Annotated in this window: 16 protein-coding genes; 10 read left to right on the top strand and 6 right to left on the bottom strand. The window is 44.3% G+C overall.

The features are described 5' to 3' along the window. The first annotated feature begins 41 nt into the window (after positions 1–41). The 3 genes from ACFOEE_RS09855 to ACFOEE_RS09845 all read left to right on the top strand — a co-directional run bounded on the left by ACFOEE_RS09855 (position 42) and on the right by ACFOEE_RS09845 (position 3,108). Entirely contained in the window at positions 42–1,313 is a 1,272-nt protein-coding gene (locus ACFOEE_RS09855) for an MFS transporter (protein ID WP_377123716.1), read from the top strand. Next, positions 1,310–2,512, top strand: a complete 1,203-nt coding sequence (locus ACFOEE_RS09850) for an NnrS family protein (protein ID WP_377123714.1) — start codon at positions 1,310–1,312, stop codon at positions 2,510–2,512. Before ACFOEE_RS09855 ends, ACFOEE_RS09850 begins: the two co-directional genes overlap by 4 nt. A 155-nt stretch (positions 2,513–2,667) precedes the next feature. After that, a complete protein-coding gene (locus ACFOEE_RS09845; protein ID WP_377123712.1) occupies positions 2,668–3,108 on the top strand; it encodes a putative zinc-binding protein in 441 nt (146 codons plus the stop codon). Between the two features lie 8 nt (positions 3,109–3,116). Here the strand turns inward: ACFOEE_RS09845 and ACFOEE_RS09840 are convergent, their stop codons facing one another. Next, complete coding sequence (locus ACFOEE_RS09840) at positions 3,117–3,875, bottom strand: HesA/MoeB/ThiF family protein (RefSeq protein WP_377123710.1); 759 nt, start codon at positions 3,873–3,875, stop codon at positions 3,117–3,119. Positions 3,876–4,071: 196 nt separating this feature from the next. Here ACFOEE_RS09840 and ACFOEE_RS09835 point away from each other — a divergent pair, with 196 nt between their 5' ends. Continuing rightward, complete coding sequence (locus ACFOEE_RS09835; protein WP_377123708.1) at positions 4,072–5,262, top strand: alginate export family protein; 1,191 nt, start codon at positions 4,072–4,074, stop codon at positions 5,260–5,262. 350 nt (positions 5,263–5,612) lie between these two features. Then, the gene (locus ACFOEE_RS09830) at positions 5,613–7,091 is read left to right on the top strand and encodes a NarK family nitrate/nitrite MFS transporter (RefSeq protein ID WP_377123706.1); all 1,479 of its coding nucleotides are present in this window, start codon (positions 5,613–5,615) and stop codon (positions 7,089–7,091) included. A 445-nt stretch (positions 7,092–7,536) separates the two neighbouring features. On the opposite strand, the gene ACFOEE_RS09825 is transcribed toward ACFOEE_RS09830, so the two are convergent. The 3 genes from ACFOEE_RS09825 to mog form a co-directional block, all read right to left on the bottom strand. Continuing rightward, entirely contained in the window at positions 7,537–8,550 is a 1,014-nt protein-coding gene (locus ACFOEE_RS09825; RefSeq protein WP_377123704.1) for an IS110 family transposase, read from the bottom strand. A 228-nt stretch (positions 8,551–8,778) separates the two neighbouring features. Continuing rightward, positions 8,779–9,216, bottom strand: a complete 438-nt coding sequence (locus tag ACFOEE_RS09820) for a hypothetical protein (RefSeq protein ID WP_377123702.1) — start codon at positions 9,214–9,216, stop codon at positions 8,779–8,781. 425 nt (positions 9,217–9,641) lie between these two features. Further along, on the bottom strand, positions 9,642–10,169 hold the full coding sequence (mog, locus tag ACFOEE_RS09815; RefSeq protein ID WP_377123700.1) for a molybdopterin adenylyltransferase: 528 nt from the start codon (positions 10,167–10,169) through the stop codon (positions 9,642–9,644). 262 nt (positions 10,170–10,431) lie between these two features. Here mog and nrdG point away from each other — a divergent pair, with 262 nt between their 5' ends. From nrdG to ACFOEE_RS09790, 5 genes are all read left to right on the top strand, one after another. After that, positions 10,432–10,884 carry an anaerobic ribonucleoside-triphosphate reductase activating protein gene (gene nrdG / locus ACFOEE_RS09810; protein WP_377123698.1) on the top strand — a complete coding sequence of 151 codons (453 nt, stop codon included), beginning with the start codon at positions 10,432–10,434 and terminating at the stop codon, positions 10,882–10,884. Between the two features lie 5 nt (positions 10,885–10,889). Further along, positions 10,890–12,695 (top strand): anaerobic ribonucleoside-triphosphate reductase, encoded by a 1,806-nt coding sequence (gene nrdD, locus ACFOEE_RS09805; RefSeq protein WP_377123696.1) that lies wholly within the window; start codon positions 10,890–10,892, stop codon positions 12,693–12,695. A gap of 180 nt (positions 12,696–12,875) precedes the next feature. Then, positions 12,876–14,579: a methyl-accepting chemotaxis protein gene (locus ACFOEE_RS09800; protein WP_377123694.1), complete on the top strand. Its 1,704-nt coding sequence runs from the start codon at positions 12,876–12,878 to the stop codon at positions 14,577–14,579. Positions 14,580–14,613: 34 nt separating this feature from the next. Beyond that, positions 14,614–14,820: a hypothetical protein gene (locus ACFOEE_RS09795; protein ID WP_377123692.1), complete on the top strand. Its 207-nt coding sequence runs from the start codon at positions 14,614–14,616 to the stop codon at positions 14,818–14,820. 9 nt (positions 14,821–14,829) lie between these two features. Beyond that, positions 14,830–15,351, top strand: a complete 522-nt coding sequence (locus tag ACFOEE_RS09790; protein WP_377123690.1) for a bacteriohemerythrin — start codon at positions 14,830–14,832, stop codon at positions 15,349–15,351. Positions 15,352–15,470: 119 nt separating this feature from the next. Here ACFOEE_RS09790 and ACFOEE_RS09785 read toward each other — a convergent pair whose 3' ends face one another. Together ACFOEE_RS09785 and ACFOEE_RS09780 are read right to left on the bottom strand one after the other, a co-directional pair. Beyond that, positions 15,471–16,229, bottom strand: coding sequence for a substrate-binding periplasmic protein (locus ACFOEE_RS09785; RefSeq protein ID WP_377123688.1), 759 nt, complete (start codon positions 16,227–16,229; stop codon positions 15,471–15,473). 177 nt (positions 16,230–16,406) lie between these two features. Continuing rightward, positions 16,407–17,063, bottom strand: coding sequence for a hemerythrin domain-containing protein (locus ACFOEE_RS09780; RefSeq protein WP_377123686.1), 657 nt, complete (start codon positions 17,061–17,063; stop codon positions 16,407–16,409). Positions 17,064–17,311 lie beyond the last annotated feature (248 nt).

Below are 17,311 nucleotides of genomic sequence, written 5' to 3'. Positions count from 1 at the left end.
CTCAAGCCTGTCCAGCTCTTAGTTTTTATAAAGTAGAAAACATGACATCAGATAAACTTGCCAAGCGTGCGCTCACCTTAGCGACACTCGCCTTTGCTGCCAACTTTTCAGTTTGGACGCTGTATGCTGTTTTGGTCATTCCAATTACTGAATTATGGCAATTGAGCGTCACTGAAGTAGGGATGTTGTTGGCCGCACCTATGCTAAGCGGCGCATTTTCTCGTATTCCTGCGGGTATGGCTGCCGACAAAGGCTCACCGAAAATGTTGTTTGTGATGCAAATGCTGGTGTGTTTACCCGCACTGGCGCTGTTGTTTGTAGTGAATTCCTATATTGAGGTGCTCTTAGTGGGGCTTTGGCTTGGTTTAAGTGGAAGCTCTTTCTCTATCGGGATCCGTTATGTGTGTGATTTTTTCAGCCGCGATAAGCAAGGTACGGCAATGGGGATTTTCGGCGTTGGCAATGCAGGAGCCGCTATCACACTGGTTATAGCTCCGCTGCTGATTGACCAGTATGGTTGGCATTGGGTTGGGCCAATCTATTCGGCAGGGCTTTTGTTTGTTGCCGTACTGTTTTGGGTGCTGGCACCCAACTCACCTGAGTCCAATGCTCAACTTGATGCAAAGCCACTTCGCTTGCTTGATTTGCTAACTAATGGTCAGGTGTGGCGACTTGGTCTCTACTACTACTTTGTATTCGGCTCGTTTTTGGCCTTGTTGTTGTGGCTGCCGTATTACTACACCCAAGCCTATCAATTGCCACTGCCTCTTGCGATGGCATTTACGCTGTTTTTTGTCGCAACGTCGTCCGTTGTACGTGCGTTGGGCGGTTGGTTTGCCGACAAATATGGCGGCAGAAGTGTTAATTGGAGTGTGTTTTGGGTGTGTTTGACCTGCTTGTTCTTTTTAAGTTATCCCCCAACCACCATGACTATCCATGGTATTGCACAAGATGTTCACCTAGATATTTCTATCAATGTGTGGATGTTTACCATTTTGCTTTTCATCATCGGCTTGGCGCAAGGCTTTGGGCGTGCCAGCGTCTTTAAAATGATCCACGAATATTACCCGTTGCAAATGGGTAGTGTAGGCGGAATGGTCGCTGCGATTGGTGCGTTAGGTGGATTTACCTTGCCAATTTTGTTTGGTGCGGTGGTGGAGTTACTAGGGTTTTATAGCGCCAGTTTTATGCTGCTATATGGAGTATTGGCAGTGTGTATGATGGTGATGTATTTCGCGATTCGAGCAGAACGCTATCGTCGTAGGTTAAAGGAAGCAGCAAGCTACAATTTTTTGGAGGATGATGAATTATGATGCAAATTACCGACAGTCAAAAAGAGGAGCTCATCCCTCCGATTTTGCGCCTCGCATTTCGACCGTTTTTTTTATTTGGAGGTGCCTTTAGTTGTATCGCTTTAGTGTTATGGGGCTTTGTGTTAAGTGGCTCGGTGGCATTTTCGCCCTACGGAAATTTATTGTTTTGGCACAGTCATGAGATGCTCTTTGGGTTTGCCAGCGCTATCGTAGTCGGGTTTTTATTAACGGCCGTGCAAAATTGGACTGGTATTCCCAGTATTCGCGGTAAAAAGCTCGCGGTGTTAGTGGGGCTTTGGCTCAGTGCGCGGTTGTTACTAGCGTTTTCGATTAGTCCTGTGTGGTTGTCGACCGCGATAGATTTGGCCTTTTTACCGCTGGCGGGTTATTGGCTCGCAAAGCCCATTATCGCGGTAGGGCAAATGCGCAACCTGTTCTTTATCCCGATTTTAGTGTTAATGAGTGCATCCAATCTCTTAATGCACTTAGGCGTTATTTTGGCCATGCCTGAGTTATATCAGCATGGTTTTATGTCTGCGATTTGGTTGATTACCTTGCTGATGACGGTACTCGGTGGGCGAGTTATCCCATTTTTTACTGCCAACGGTTTGGGTCGTCCCAAGGTGGAGGCAAAGCCGTGGCTTGAGTATTTAGTATTAGGTTCAACGTGGTTAGTGTTTGCGATTTACTTAACAGGAGCGGTTTATTATCTGCCAAAATCGGTATTGGGGGGATTGTTAGCAGTGTGCGCATCCGCACATCTTGTACGCGCACTCCGCTGGCGAATTTGGAGTACCTTATCGGTGCCTTTACTGTGGAGCTTACATGTGGCCTACTGGTTTATACCAATAGGGTTATTCTTGATGGCGCTGGCGTATACAACCAATTGGTTGTCGGTCTCTACCGCATTTCATAGCCTAACGGTTGGTGCAATGGGCAATATGATTCTAAGCATGATGTGTCGAGTGAGTTTAGGACACACTGGGCGCCAGTTGATAGTAAAACACGCGATTATTTGGGCCTTTTTCGCGGTGTTAATCGCGGCGCTGATTCGCGTGTTTGGGGTGGTATTGTTCTCGAACATGAGTTTTCAACTTATTATCATTGCTATCGGTGGTTGGTGTTTTGCCTATGGCTTGTTTGCTTATGTGTATTATCCGGTATTAACACAGCCTAGAGCAGATGGCAGACCGGGTTAACGGGAACCCCATTTTCTATCCAGAGGATAGCCAACAAGGGTTATTCTCTACCCCTTTTTAGTCCTTCTAGATCGCTTAACCCTGTTGATGTGGATCAATTGCCTTTTTTTAATCTTTACTAAGCTCAAAGTAGGATTTCCCTTAGGCATCAAACAATGAGTATCGATAACGTACCTATGGTTGTAAGCTGTTCTGGCTGCTGTACTGGTGGTGAGCTGGCAGACGACATTGCGGCCATTTTAAAGCGCGAAGGAAAAGTAGAACGCATGTCGGTTGCGCCCATCGTTGCAGGCTCGCCAATGCACCTAAATCGCTTGTCGCAGGCTAAATGTGTGATTGCCATTGACGGTTGCGCACTTGCGTGTACAAAAACCTGTTTGCAAAAGGCTGGGATAAGCGTGACGCGCGAAATCAACATTTCATCGGAAATTAATGCACTGCCACAAGAAGCGAAACAAAACGCACTGCAGTGCAGCGTATTGCTGACAGCAAAATTATCACAGACATTTTCTAAGCAGTTGATCCAACGCTTTGCAGTCGAGCACGACTCGCAACAGACTAATATTGTTGAGTTGTTTCCATGTGTTCGGCGTTAGTGACTACGCTAACGCTTTGTATTGCGAGGTTCCGAACAGACTGAACAACTAGCCTGCTTTGGCACCGAGAAACGACGAAATTCAAGTTGCAGCGCATCGTAAAGTAATAGCGAAACTCGCTCAGGCTGTAATTGCAATAACGCCTTTAATGCCTCAGAGGCTTGCAATGTGCCAATGGTACCAACGACGGGTGATAAAACTCCGGCTTCCATACAGCTTAACGAATGCTCAGTGAACAGCGCAGCAACACACGCATAACAAGGGTCATTGTCACGCATGGGGAAATGGATCAATTGGCCTTCCATGCGGATCGCCGAACCTGAAATAAGCGGAGTTTGATGCTGCCAACAGAGTCGATTCAATAACAAACGAGTTTCGATATTGTCACTGCAATCAATCACCACATCGGCGGATTTAATCAACTCTGCATGATTTTCGGTGAAGTGTTCCTCATACGCTGCAAGGTGTATTTCACTATTAAGCGCGCTTAAAGTTTCAATCGCAGAATGTACCTTGTTCATTCCTACACGCGACTCGGTATGCAGGATCTGACGTTGCAAGTTGGTAATATCGACAGTATCCGCGTCAAACAGTGAAATTCGGCCAACCCCCGCGGCGGCTAAATAGGGCAGCACCGCACAGCCTAAGCCGCCCGCGCCAACGACGAGCGCATGACTTTGCAACAGTGTTTCTTGGCCGTCTTCTTGAATTGCAGGAAGCAGAATGTGCCGACAATAACGCATCGTGTTCTTTTCATCTAAGTGCATAACTCAATCCATACCAATAACAAGGTAAACGTAACTAGCGTTTAGCCTACAGCAATAGAGAGTGAGATGTTATACCCCAAAAGAGGTGGCTTTGCGCAGGATGGGTAGTGCACTTCGGACATTGATTTACATCAAAAGAAAAATGAAATTTGCCTTTACGCTAAGTCTAACTTCACTGCGTAGCAAGGTAAAAAATATGAAAACACAACTATCTATTATCGCAACTTTGGTTTTACTTGGGGTCAGCCATCAAGCGAATGCGTCAATCCATGACGGCGTAGAAACAATGCTCGAACAAGGTAAAGCCAGTGGTGTGTTGCGTTATCGATATGAATATGTTGATCAAGCAGGGCTACAAAAAAAGGCAGATGCGTCGACGTTGTTAACTCGCATTAATTATACAACAGGGGCATTAAATGGCTTAAAAGCAGTCGTTGAAATGGACAACGTAACGAGCATCGGTGACGAAAATTACAATAGTACCGTTAATGGTAATACGCTTTATCCCGTGGTTGCTGACCCAACAGGGACAGAAGTCAATCAAGCGCATCTACAATTGAACACGGATAAAGCGCAATTTACGCTAGGAAGACAGCGTATTAATCTAGACGACCAGCGTTTTGTCGGTGGTGTCGCGTGGCGCCAAAATGAGCAAACTTTTGATGGTTATCGCGTGGTGTATAGCCCTTCAGAAGCGCTGAAAGTGGACTATAGCTATATCTATAACGTCAATCGTATTTTCGGTGAAAAGAGTGCAGCAGGTGATTTGCATGGTGCGGTGTACCTTGGCAACGTCAGTTACAAACTGAATGAAACAACTTCGCTGACAGGCTTCGCGTATTTGCTCGACTTTGATACGGCAGCCGCGTTGTCGACTCAGACACTTGGTATGCGTTTGTCAGGTAAAGCATTTGACAGTGTCAACTACACGTTAAGTTACGCTACCCAGCAAGATAATGCTGACAATCCTAAATCTTTTGATACCGACTACCTCCTAGCGGAAGTCAAAGGCAAAGTCAGCTCCGTTGGTTGGACGGTTGGTTACGAAGTGTTGGGCTCAGACAATGGCGTCGGGTTTAGCACTCCACTGGCAACGGCGCATAAATTCCAAGGTTTTGCTGATAAATTCTTGGGTACACCAGGCGCGGGTGTGAAAGACTTTTATGTTGGCATTAACGGGGCGGTTTCGGGTATTAAGTTATCGGCAACGTATCATCAATTTGACAGTGACACGGGCAGTGTCGACTACGGCAATGAAATCGACCTAACCGCAGCGTATAAGGTGTCCGAAAAATGTAACCTGCTGGTCAAATACGCCATGTATGATGCCGAGCAGCATGCAACTGATACTGATAAGTTATGGGTGATGCTAACTCATAAATTCTAAGCATTCGTGTAACACGTTTCAATTCCCTGCAATGGATGGAGCCTCTTCGGAGGCTTTTTTATTTATCAAAGATGGGTGTGGTTTGAACCGAGTAAGTGAGAACGACCCGAAATCTAGACACACGCCACACTAACCACGATTACCCCTACGTGCCATTATCTATCAAACTCACTACACCTTTATAGGTAGTCGCTTAGATGGGCTCTATTGCAGCGGCCTATCACCGCAAAACCAAAGGAGTAGAGCGATTTTGTGCTGAGATTTCGCGGCCAAATTATGTTGATTTACATCAAATCTTTTTACCGTTGACAGCCCAAAATGGTTTCGAACAAACTGTTTTGGAGAAAACTATGGCAAGTGAAAAATTCAACATTTTTTCCATGCAGGGAAAAATGAAAATCTTGCACTTAAGCTGGATCGCATTCTTTATCACCTTCGTTGTGTGGTTTAACTTTGCCCCGCTATTGCAAGCTGTAAAAACAACGCTGGGATTAACAACCGAACAAATAAAAACCTTACTTATCTTAAACGTTGCACTCACCATTCCAGCCCGCGTGATTATCGGCATGCTGACCGATAAATATGGTCCGCGCGTGGTGTACTCAAGCCTACTGGTCGTATGCTCTATCCCTTGCTTTATGTTTGCGTTTGCCGACAGCTTCCTGCAGGCTGCGATTGCACGATTCTTACTTGGCTTTATCGGTGCTGGTTTTGTTATCGGGATCCGTATGGTGTCGGAATGGTTCCCGCACCATGAGCTGGGTACAGCCGAAGGCATCTATGGCGGCTGGGGTAACTTTGGCTCAGCAGCGGCGGCGTTTACGCTTCCTACCATCGCTCTGTTGTTTGGCGGTGATGAAGGTTGGCGTTACGCAATTGGTATCACAGGCGTAATGAGCTTAGTGTTTGGCTTTATTTACTACACTAGCGTGACCAATACACCGAAAGGCTCAACGTATTTTCGTCCTAAAAACTTAGGCGCGATGGAAGTTACCTCAAAAGGCGATTTCTTCTTACTGCTGATTATGAAAATCCCAATGTACGCAGCACTGGCATTGTTGGCGTGGAAACTGTCGCCAAACGGTGTAAAGATGCTCGATGGTACCGTGGTCAATCTTATTTACGTTGCACTTGTTTTGCTTTACTTGTTTGAAGTGAAAAAAGTATGGTCGGTCAATAAAGGCGTATTCGAAAAAGAAGTGCCAGAGCTTCACCGCTATAGTTTTAAACAAGTGGCGGTACTCGATATCCTTTATTTCACAAACTTTGGCTCTGAGCTTGCTGTAGTGTCGATGTTACCCTTGTTCTTTGCCGAAACCTTCTCGCTCGATCCTGTCATGGCAGGTATGGTAGCGGGTGCTTATGCGTTTATGAACCTCATGTCGCGCCCAATGGGTGGCTGGATTTCAGACAAATTTGGTCGTAAAACAACATTGCTCATTTTGACCGCGGGTTTGGCTGGTGGTTATTTCTTAATGGGTATGGTGAATAGTCAATGGCCGCTTTGGTTAGCGGTTGCAACCGCGATGGCTTGTTCGTTCTTTGTGCAATCAGGTGAAGGTGCGGTGTTTGCGGTAGTGCCATTGATTAAACGCCGCTTAACAGGCCAAATTGCAGGTATGACGGGGGCTTATGGCAACGTAGGGGCCGTGACGTTCTTAACCGTGTTGTCGTTTGTTGACTACGCAACTTTCTTCTACGTTATTGCAGGTACTGCTATGGTTGGTTTTGTTACTTTGTTCTTTATGGACGAACCACGCGGACAAATAGCAGAGGTACGCGAAGACGGTACTGTAGAGTTAATTGACGTTTCTCATCGCAAGGCCTAGCGAATCTCTTAAGGCCTAAAGCCAGTGCATGCACTGGCTTTTTTACGTTTAAGCGTTAGAAAAAGCGGTTTTCTTATCTCGTGCAGTAAGCGGCTTGGCCCCTTACTCTTCTAGTGTGTAGGCGAGAGTTCACCCCTCGCTTTTAAATTTTGGCAGTATCTTCATGTCAAGAAAGAGCGATAAGTGGTCGGTCAGATGAACTCGTTTTTGGACAGAATGTATGGTACGCCCCGTTTTGCAAGTTAATAATCAAAAATAACGGAGATGGTTTGCGCTAATGTATTCAGAGTCTAAAAGAGACTTTCATTAGTCCCAGCTCTACGATGAGATCCGCGCCAGATTGTCCTCAAAAACGAGAAAGCATTATTATTGCTGAACTGTCCACAAGGTCTTCAATCTGGTGGCTAACCGTTTTGTCATCATTAATTATCATATGCAAACTGGTTTAAACTCTAACTTCAAATGCTTTCTTTGTCGTCATTACTGACCACGCTATTCGTGCTAACTTATTAGCGAGTGCTACAAGAGCAACATTAAATGGCTTACGACATTTTAAGTCTAGTAGCCATGTACCAAAGAACTTTTCTGCCGTATTGTCACGCCACATAACGGCTCTAGCTGCATGAATAAATAGCTCTCTCAATTCCTTATTACCTCGCTTCGATATACCTAACATTCTAGGTTTTCCTCCAGTCGAGTATTGAAAAGGAACTAACCCTAACCATGCCGCAAAGTTTCTACCGTTATCAAAATCCTGAGGACTACCAACCGCTGATATACAACAGGAAGCTGTCATTGGCCCAACTCCTGGGATAGTCTGTAATAACTTAGCAACTTCGTTTTCTTTATTTAAAGCTAGTAGTTTGTTTTCTTGCTCTTTTATCCAAGTATTTAGCTGATTGTAATACTCAAACTGTGCGGTTAATTCACCTAGCAAAAGTGGTGGCAATTCTTTTTGATCAGCTATCCATTGAAAGAGGTTTTTCATTTGATGATGGCCGCGAGGAAAGCTCAAGCCGAACTCTAGCAATATAGAACCAATTCGATTCATACAAGCTGTTCGCTCTTTGATGTAGCCTGAGCGAATACGACGAATAACGATACCTAATTGAGCTTCTTCTGATTTCACGGACACAAAACGCATGTTTGGTCTTGTTGCTGCCTCAGCGATTGCATCAGCATCAATGTAATCATTCTTATGAGATTTTACATAAGGTTTAACATATTGAGCCGGTATTAGTTTTACTTCGTGACCAAAGCTTTTGCATTTCCTTGCAAGCCAATGAGCGCCGCAACAAGCTTCCATCGCTATAATGGTTTTATCTTGAATAGATAAGAAGTCAATTAACATTGATCTAGAATATTTGTGTCGAAACATTTCACGGCCAGAGAAATCGTGGCCGATTAAATGAAAAGTCGATTTACCTAAATCTATACCAATTACTTTTACTTGTGACATGATGGTCTCCTCCTGTAATAGCCAACTTAGTAAGTTTAGCTAAGGGATGGGGCGTACCATCTAATTAATGAGCTAGAGCCGACCGACGGCTCAGTGCCAAAAGCGGATCCTCAACGCCCGCATAACGGGCAAAACTACGTAGGCTAAAATACCAAGCGTAGCGCAGGGAGCCTACGTAGTTTTGTCCCCTGCGAACGCCAGTGAGCGTTAATGCGCTTGTTGGCTGCCTTATCTCAGTAAGACTAGATAGTATTTATTATCAGACTCAAATACATCCTTAGACTTGAAGCGATACCAGTCATTGTTGTTGATGTTTGATATATAACTATCTGAACGATACTTCGATGCTCGATCTATTCCATGATTCAATGACAAAAACAATATACAGCCAGATGAAGTGCAAAAATATTCTGATTTATCCAAGTCGTCAGAAAAACCTAACTCTATAAAATTCTTAATATCGTCACCAGATGAAGAATCTAATTCTCCAGAATTGACTTTACGAATTAATTGAGAAAGTGTGGTCTCGTTTGTATTCTTAAAGTCAGATAAATTAAAATTTTCTTGGAAGAAGCTGATTTCATTTATCTGATTTGGTTTTGCGTAAGTACACATTGAAAAACTAACTAAGACTATCGCTGATGTCACTACTGTAAACAATTTCATATAATATTCCCTTTTATTGATGTTTAAATGTTAACTATAGACGCAAAACCCAACCTTGGCGAAGCAGCTAACAATCTTAATCTACGAGCGAGTCGGTCGTTTTTCTGCCGCTAACCGCCTCTAGTTTCTACTTACCGATTTTTTATCATATTGGATAACTTATTGCTACAAGTAGCTTTATGCCTTCAAAGCTAAAATTGCTTTGGGATAAAAACGACCAAATCGCTCGTTTTCCTGACTATATGAGAAACTTGTAACAAAGAAGCCAAAAATAGACAAAGCGAAGATTGCTATTCGCTCGATTGAGACCCTAACTCATTTTGGGGCAGAAACGAGTTACGCTGAAGGCCAGCTTTTGGCACAAAGTACTTCTTTAAAAAGCGAGGAGTGAACTCTCGCTTAAAAGAAATGCTCAAGCCCCTTAACTATGATTTTGGGCGAAATACCTTAATCACGGACTCATCGCAGGTAATAAACGGCCCTTCTAATAAATCAATGCAATAGGGAACTGCAGGGAATACCGCATCTAGACATTGGCGGATCGCTTTGGGTTTACCCGGCAGATTGATGATGAGTGACTTATTGCGAAGCCCTGCGGTTTGCCGAGAAAGAATGGCCGTTGGAACGTATTTTAAACTCTCTTGTCGCATTAGCTCCCCAAAACCCGGCATCATTTTATCACACACCGCTTCAGTGGCTTCTGGGGTGACATCCCGCTTGGCAGGTCCCGTGCCGCCTGTGGTGATGATAAGGCTGCATTGCTCGTTGTCGGCCAGTTCACACAAGGCTTGCTCGATAAGGGGTTGCTCATCTTCAACCAATCGATATACGGGTTGCCAGTCTGAGGTGAGGTAAGCCTTTAAAGTATCTTCAATCGCTGGGCCCGAAAGGTCGTCGTATTGACCGCGACTTGCTCTATCGCTCACCGTCAAAATACCAATTTTGGTCGTCATACCTGTCCTTTATGCTTGCTAAAAGGGCAGTCTAACAAACATCCATGGTGGAAAAACTCCCTCTAAGTAGGTAGTGAGTGGTAGTTGCTTTTGGTAGGCCACTCGTCGTGCTTTTTATTGATAATTCATCCTTTATAACTACCCACATTTTCACCTTGGTTGCTAGCTGTATTGTTTGATCTAGATCAAGTTGGTCACTGGCTTAAAAAACGACAGATACTATATATTGTGCTTACTGAGCTTTGTAACACTAAATATAGTTATGTTTAATGTATTGGAACCCCAAGTTTGTTTTCAAGAAGTGCCTAACGAAATCGCGCTTGGGTTTGTCTGTACTGGCTGCCAACTTGGGTGCAAAGGGTGTCATAGCCCACAAAGCTGGAATGCAAATTTAGGCACGCCTTTAACCCAAACTGTATTTGCAGGTTGGTTGCGCCGATATGAGGGGTTAATTACCTGCGTGGTGTTTTTTGGGGGAGAATGGCAAGAGCATCGGCTGTTACCACTACTGCGTTACGCGCAAAGCCAAGGTTTAAAAACCTGTTTGTACACCGGCTTAGACTACGTGTCAGAGCAACTTAAAAACGAGCTGACGTATCTCAAAACGGGCCGTTATATCCAATCACTTGGCGGCCTTGGGCAACATTCAACCAATCAAAAGTTTATTGATGTTGCTTCGGGTCAACTACTCAATTCTTACTTTATAAAAGGGTGAACATCATGCCTGCGCTATCACAACAACAACTTGAACAAAAAATAAGCTTTATAAACAACTATTGTCATGCAGTTAACCCGGCTGATGGGTCGACGATGGATGCCAATGCCAATGTGACCAGTAAGAATATAGCCACGCTCGAATCTGAATTAATGAAAGACTACTTTATTCAGGTTAATCGCGCCTTAGTCAGTCAGAAGATTAAGGCGTTATTTGGTGACGCGCTCGCACAAGAGTACATTCGGCAAATTGAAGCGCATGAGATTTATGTTCACGATGAAACCAGCCTCAAACCCTATTGTACTTCGATTACTATGTATCCGTTTTTATTGGACGGACTGACCAAACTCGGTGGCGAGTCTAAAGCGCCAAAACATTTAGAGTCGTTTTGTGGTAGCTTTGTTAATTTAGTTTTTGCAATTAGCGCACAATTTGCGGGAGCCGTCGCCACGGTCGAGTTTTTACTGTATTTCGATTATTTTGCGCGTCAGGACTACGGTGATGACTATCTTGTCACGAGCAAAACGCAGATAGAAAACCATCTTCAGCATGTGGTGTATGCGCTCAACCAACCGGCGGCCGCACGCGGTTATCAAAGTGTGTTTTGGAATATTTCTTTGTATGACGAGCCATATTTTGAGGCGATGTTTGGGCACTTTGTTTTTCCTGATATGACTTCGCCTAATTGGGCAACGGTCAGCGCGTTGCAACACTTTTTCCTAAACTGGTTTAATCACGAGCGCACCAAAGCAATTTTGACCTTCCCGGTGGTTACCGCTGCCATGTTGGTGAATGAGGGGGCGCCTGTCGATAAACGGTTTGCCAACCTTTGCGCGCAGAACTTAAGTGAGGGTGGGCAGTTTTTTGTGTATCAATCCGAAAACCCTGACTCTTTGGCGTCGTGTTGCCGACTCAGAAATGAAATTAGCGATCATAGCTTCTCTTACAGCCTCGGGGCGGGCGGGGTATCGACTGGGTCGATTAATGTGATTACGCTCAATATGAATAGGCTAGTGCAGGATGGACGAGATTTGGCGAGTGAAGTGCAAAAGCTGCACAAGTATCAAATCGCCTATCGACAACTGATGGAAGAATATCAATGTGCAGGCATGTTACCGGTTTATGATGCTGGGTTTATCTCATTCAAAAAGCAGTTTTTAACGATTGGTATTAATGGCTTAGTAGAAGCAGCAGAATTTTTGGGGTTGGATATTTCAGTAAATTCCGATTACACAAATTGGGTGCAAGCGCAGTTACAGGTTATATATGCAGAAAACCGTAAGGCTTCGCAAGAAACTGGGTATTTGTTTAATACCGAATTTGTTCCGGCCGAGAACTTGGGGGTCAAAAATGCCAAGTGGGATAGCAAAGCAGGCTACGAAGTGCCAAGGGATTGCTACAACAGTTACTTTTACCGAGTTGAGGATGAAGCGTTAAACCACTTAGATAAATTTATTTTGCACGGCAAAGCCATCACACAATATCTAGATGGCGGTTCGGCGCTGCATTTAAATCTCGATGAACATTTGGACGCCCAGCAATATCTGCACTTGTTTAACGTGGCGGCAAAAACGGGCTGCAATTACTTTTGTATCAACGTCAAATTAACGGTTTGTAATCAGTGCGAGCACATAGACAAACGGACTCAGCTGCATTGCCAAGTCTGTGGTTCGCAGGATATTGACCATGCCACGCGGGTGATAGGGTATCTTAAACGAGTTACTGCGTTTAGCCAAGGTCGCCGACAAGAGCATGCACTTAGGCATTACCACCGTAGTCAACGTAGCCTATCACGAATATCAAATTATTAATAAAACAGGAACAAAAGGGGGGCCGTGGTTAGGTTTACCCCATTCGCTTACCAAATGATGGCGAGTTTTTGATGCGCATCAAATGAAGTGAAGATAGCACTAAAACCATGACACCGCTCGACTACACTGCACAGACCCTAACCCATTCGTGCTTAAAAAGTCTTTAAGGAGAAAGCCGTCATGCATTTTTTCAGGCCTGCGATTCAATTCGCCAATTATTTTTCTTTTAAAATCAAATTCACGGTGTTGGCTGTGCTTAGTTTGCTGTCACTGTTGTTTTTCTTCTCGATTTTATTTACGAAACAATATCAGGTATCGCAGGGGGTAGAAGCTCAACGTAATGTGGTGAACTACATTCAGCCATTGCGAGAGCTTGTTGAATATATTGCAGTGACACGAGGCACAACACATGGCTATTTAAGTGGCAACGAGGGATTTAAAGACAAGGTACTTGCGATGCGTAGCAAGGCATCAGAGAGTTTTAAATCGTTGCAAGCCATCGATGCTGAGTATGGGCAAGGGCTTGGCCTTAGTCAGACAATCAATGGGCTGAATCAAAACTGGCAAACGATTAATAACACAGCATTTGAAAGCCAAAAAGACCTCGTATTTAAGCAATACACGACACTTATTGCTGAGGTAATCGAAACCTTTGATACACTTGCGCGCCAAGGTGGTTTAAACCAAAACACGCAAGCCTCAACCGACTATTTGGTGAATATTTTGGTCGATACATTACCAAATCAAGTCGAAGCGCTGGGTCAATTGCGTGGTAAAGGGGCGGGAATTTTAGCTGCTCAACAATTTACGACGACCAATAAGTTGGTGGTCAGCAATCTTGTCACTGACAAATATCTGCGCGCTTTTGTAAAAGATGTGCGCTATTTGTTTGCCGATGATGAGGCAGTGAAGTCACGAGTTGAACTGGAATTTGAACAAGTTCAGCGCGACTTAAATCACTATTTACAACTGGCTAAAGCGGAGCTGGTCGAAAACGATACATCCAGTTTTCGCTCGGATGCTTTTTTTCAGCAAGGCACCGATACCATCAGTAAATTGTTTGGCTTGTACACTAAGCTGAGCGGTGAGTTAGTGCTTAGGTTAGATACAGAAGCGCAAGCTGCAAATAGCCGCATGGTATTGTATTTACTGTTTATCGTGGGCAATATTTTGCTGCTTGTGTATGCCTATATTGGTATGTATAAAGCTATTGTTGTCAATCTTAAGCACATCAAAGATGTATCATCTAAAGTATGCGATGGTGATTTGAGTGTGCGTAGTCACCTTAATTGTAAAGATGAGCTTCAAGGGATTGGTGTGGCGCTTAACGAAATCATCAACGGGCTTTCGCATTCGATGGTGGAGGTCTCCAATTCCAGTCAGAATATCGCCGCAACGGCCAGTCAAATAGCCAATGAAAGTAAGCTTTCGGCGGTGGGTATGGAACAACAATCCGAACAATTAGTGTTAACCTCTGCGGCCATCACGCAAATGAATGCCTCCGTTGCTGAGGTCGCTCAAAATGCTGAACTAGGTGCGGAAGCCGCACAAATGGCAAGAGACAATGCAATCATCGGGCAAGACGTTGTGTCGCAAACCGTCGCTGCAATTGAAGTACTGGCATCGAATATCGAAAAAGCAGCACAACAAATGCAAAAGCTGGAACAAAACAGCAATAGTATTTCGAGCATATTGGATGTGATCCGAGGTGTTGCCGAGCAAACTAACTTACTTGCATTGAATGCGGCCATTGAGGCCGCCAGGGCGGGTGAGCAAGGTAGAGGGTTTGCCGTGGTTGCGGATGAAGTCCGCACACTGGCTCAGCGTACCCAGCACTCTACCCACGAAATTAGCGAAGTGATAGAGCTTATCCAATCGGGATAGGGACGGTGGCTGTCTCGATGCGGGACAGTCAGCAGTGCAAAAATCGCAAGAAGCTGGTAACGCGCTGGTTGGCATTATGAAGTCGGTTGAACAGATCACCGATATGAGTGTTCAAATCGCCACAGCAGCGGAGCAGCAATTCGTGGTGGCTGAAGAGGTTGCACAAAGCGTGGTGTTGATTTCGGATGTCGCAACCAATGCAGCTCAAAGTGCCAGTGAACTTGCGGATGTTGGTTCGTAATTGGCGGCTATGTCCAAAGAAATGGACCTAGTTGTTACGAGTTACCATTTAGACGTGCAGCAACAGCACAGGCTCGACGAACCAAGTAACTTGGTTAAATGGAACGAAAGCAGTGCTCTGGGAATAGACGAAGCGGATCGTCAACATAAAAAGATGGTGGAGCTTATGAATGAGGTGCACCGAGTGGTGCATGGAAACCGCGGTGTTAGCACGATCACTAATCGTCTAAGTAACCTAATCGAATTCACAGCCGTTCACTTTAGATGGGAAGAGCAATATCTAGAAAGTCATCGCTACCCTGATTTAGCGGCTCATAGAAAAGAACACGAGAAACTGCTTGCGGAGTTAAGAGGTTACCGCGACTCTGTGGAAATTAGTAACAAACGTCAGATAGATGAAGTTGTCATTAAGCTCAACGATTGGTTGTTAAAACACATCGAACACAGCGACAGTAAGTATGCGCGTTTTTTACAAAAAGAAGGCGTGTCAGCCACAACCCAAAAAACCAAAAAAACACTGGTGATGGGTTAACTTAATGCTGAGTTTAGGTATTGATATGGGCGCTTTTTCAACGTCCAATCTACTTTAGAAGGGAACAGGCTAGATATAAAAGTATCGTTTGTATTTGCCGAGAATCGTCAATGGACGTATTAGTTTTCGGTCGGCGGAAGGTCATAGTTTGCGTAAATTCGTTCAATTGAGCCATCCGCGATCATTGTAGTGAGCACTTCATCTAGTTGCACCTTGAGTTTGGCGAATGAGGCTTGCAAACGCATGCCTACAGGTAGATTTGATACTTCATAGACTTCGTGAAATTTTTTGTATTCTGGATTGAGCAAACGATAGTAGTTAGAAGTCGTGTTTCCGATAAGTATGTATTCGAATCGTTGATGGTACAGTTGGGCTAATAATTCACGCTCAGAAGTATTGTCGTAAACGATGATTTTGTCATCGTTGGGTGACTGATTAAAATGTGCTTCTAGCCCTTGATAGATATAGCCTCTTACTCGTCCTACGACTCGCCCATAGAGTTGCCGCACAGAGTCAAGCTGCTTTGCTTGATTGGATAAAATGATTTCCCGAGAGAACGCAAAATCAATGGTGTACAAGCCTGGACTAACCGAGTCAGCTCTCCAACTTGGGGGCATACCCGGTTCTATATCAATTAGACCTTGCTCAAATAGCTTTTTTCCCCGCGCCACCGAAACGGACACGTATGTAAAGCACAGTCCAGTTCGTTTACTTATTTCATTAAAAATATCCGGGAAAATACCTTTGTAGACACCTTGTTGTTCATAGCTATAAGGTGGATTTGCGCCATGGTAAACCATGACGGAATAGCAACTGGCGAACACTGGAAAACTGACCAGTGAGCATAACAATAACAAGGGTTTTAACGTTAGCTTCACATAAACACTTAAATGATGATGTCATTATTGAGAGTAGAAGATTTGTGAGAAAGCGGAACGTATTTATAAAAAGGTCGCTGATTTGCAGTGATTAACGCAGTATGCGCAAGAGCGACACTTGCCTAGAGTGTCGCCGGTTAGACAAACATCAAGTGTCTAGATGGTGAATACCCAGACTTACTGACTGCGCCGAAAGAGAATGTTGTTTTCCAGATGTATATGTTCAAAAAGGTCTTGATGGAGTATTTTGGCCTTCGCATAAAGTTCGGTCCACGTCTGACAGGCATCCGAAGGTGCAGTAAAGTTATTGGTCATATCAGCAAGCTGCTCTAGCGCGCGAGCATGGTCAATGTGCTCTTCTTCCATGACTGAAATGGGCCCATAAGGGAAAAGACCTTCAAGCATGAGCGGAAATAAAATTTGTTCCTCTTTTGCCATATGCTCTTGTAGTTCAAAAAACATCGCAGATAGATGAGCTTCCAAACGCGAAGGAAACTTAGGGTGATCATGGTGAAACAACTGGACTTTATGGCAGAGGCGAATTAATTCAGGGAACTGCTCTTTATGTTTGTCGTGATAGTGCTCAAGAATGTGGGCTATCAGCTCGTAGGTCGAGGCATTCAACCATGGATTTGGTTGTTGTAATTCCGCCTCTTTAGCAAGGGTGTTTAATTTACCGATAATTTCGGTCAATCGACTTTTTCCTTCACCAGTAAGGTCTTTTAAGGTGAGAGCGGGTGCTAAATGATAATCTATCTGATATGCATCGAATAGTTCACTCGCTCCAGGGATTTTGGCCACGAGCTCTGAAACAGTGCTTTGTGAAATATTCATTGCTTGCTCCTATGTACGGTAAGTACGCTAATTGTAATGGAGTCTGGGAGATTCGGTATCCCCCATAATGGATAGACTAGAGTGGGTAGTATTTTACTGAACAAGTAACAAATCGTGAGGAACTTCTGATTCAGACTAAATGCGGACATGCAAAGGCATTTTTCATCTATGTCTGCGTTTGGCACAAAGCTATCCTTAGTCTCTAACGTGTTTATGTCTAAAATCTTCTTAGAGCGAAAGATGAACGA

Origin of the sequence: Pseudoalteromonas fenneropenaei, from assembly GCF_042643375.1 — a bacterium.
GTDB classification, from domain to species: Bacteria; Pseudomonadota; Gammaproteobacteria; order Enterobacterales; family Alteromonadaceae; genus Pseudoalteromonas; species Pseudoalteromonas fenneropenaei.
Note: the sequence above shows the minus strand (reverse complement) of the source record. Positions and strands in the feature narration are given on the sequence as shown.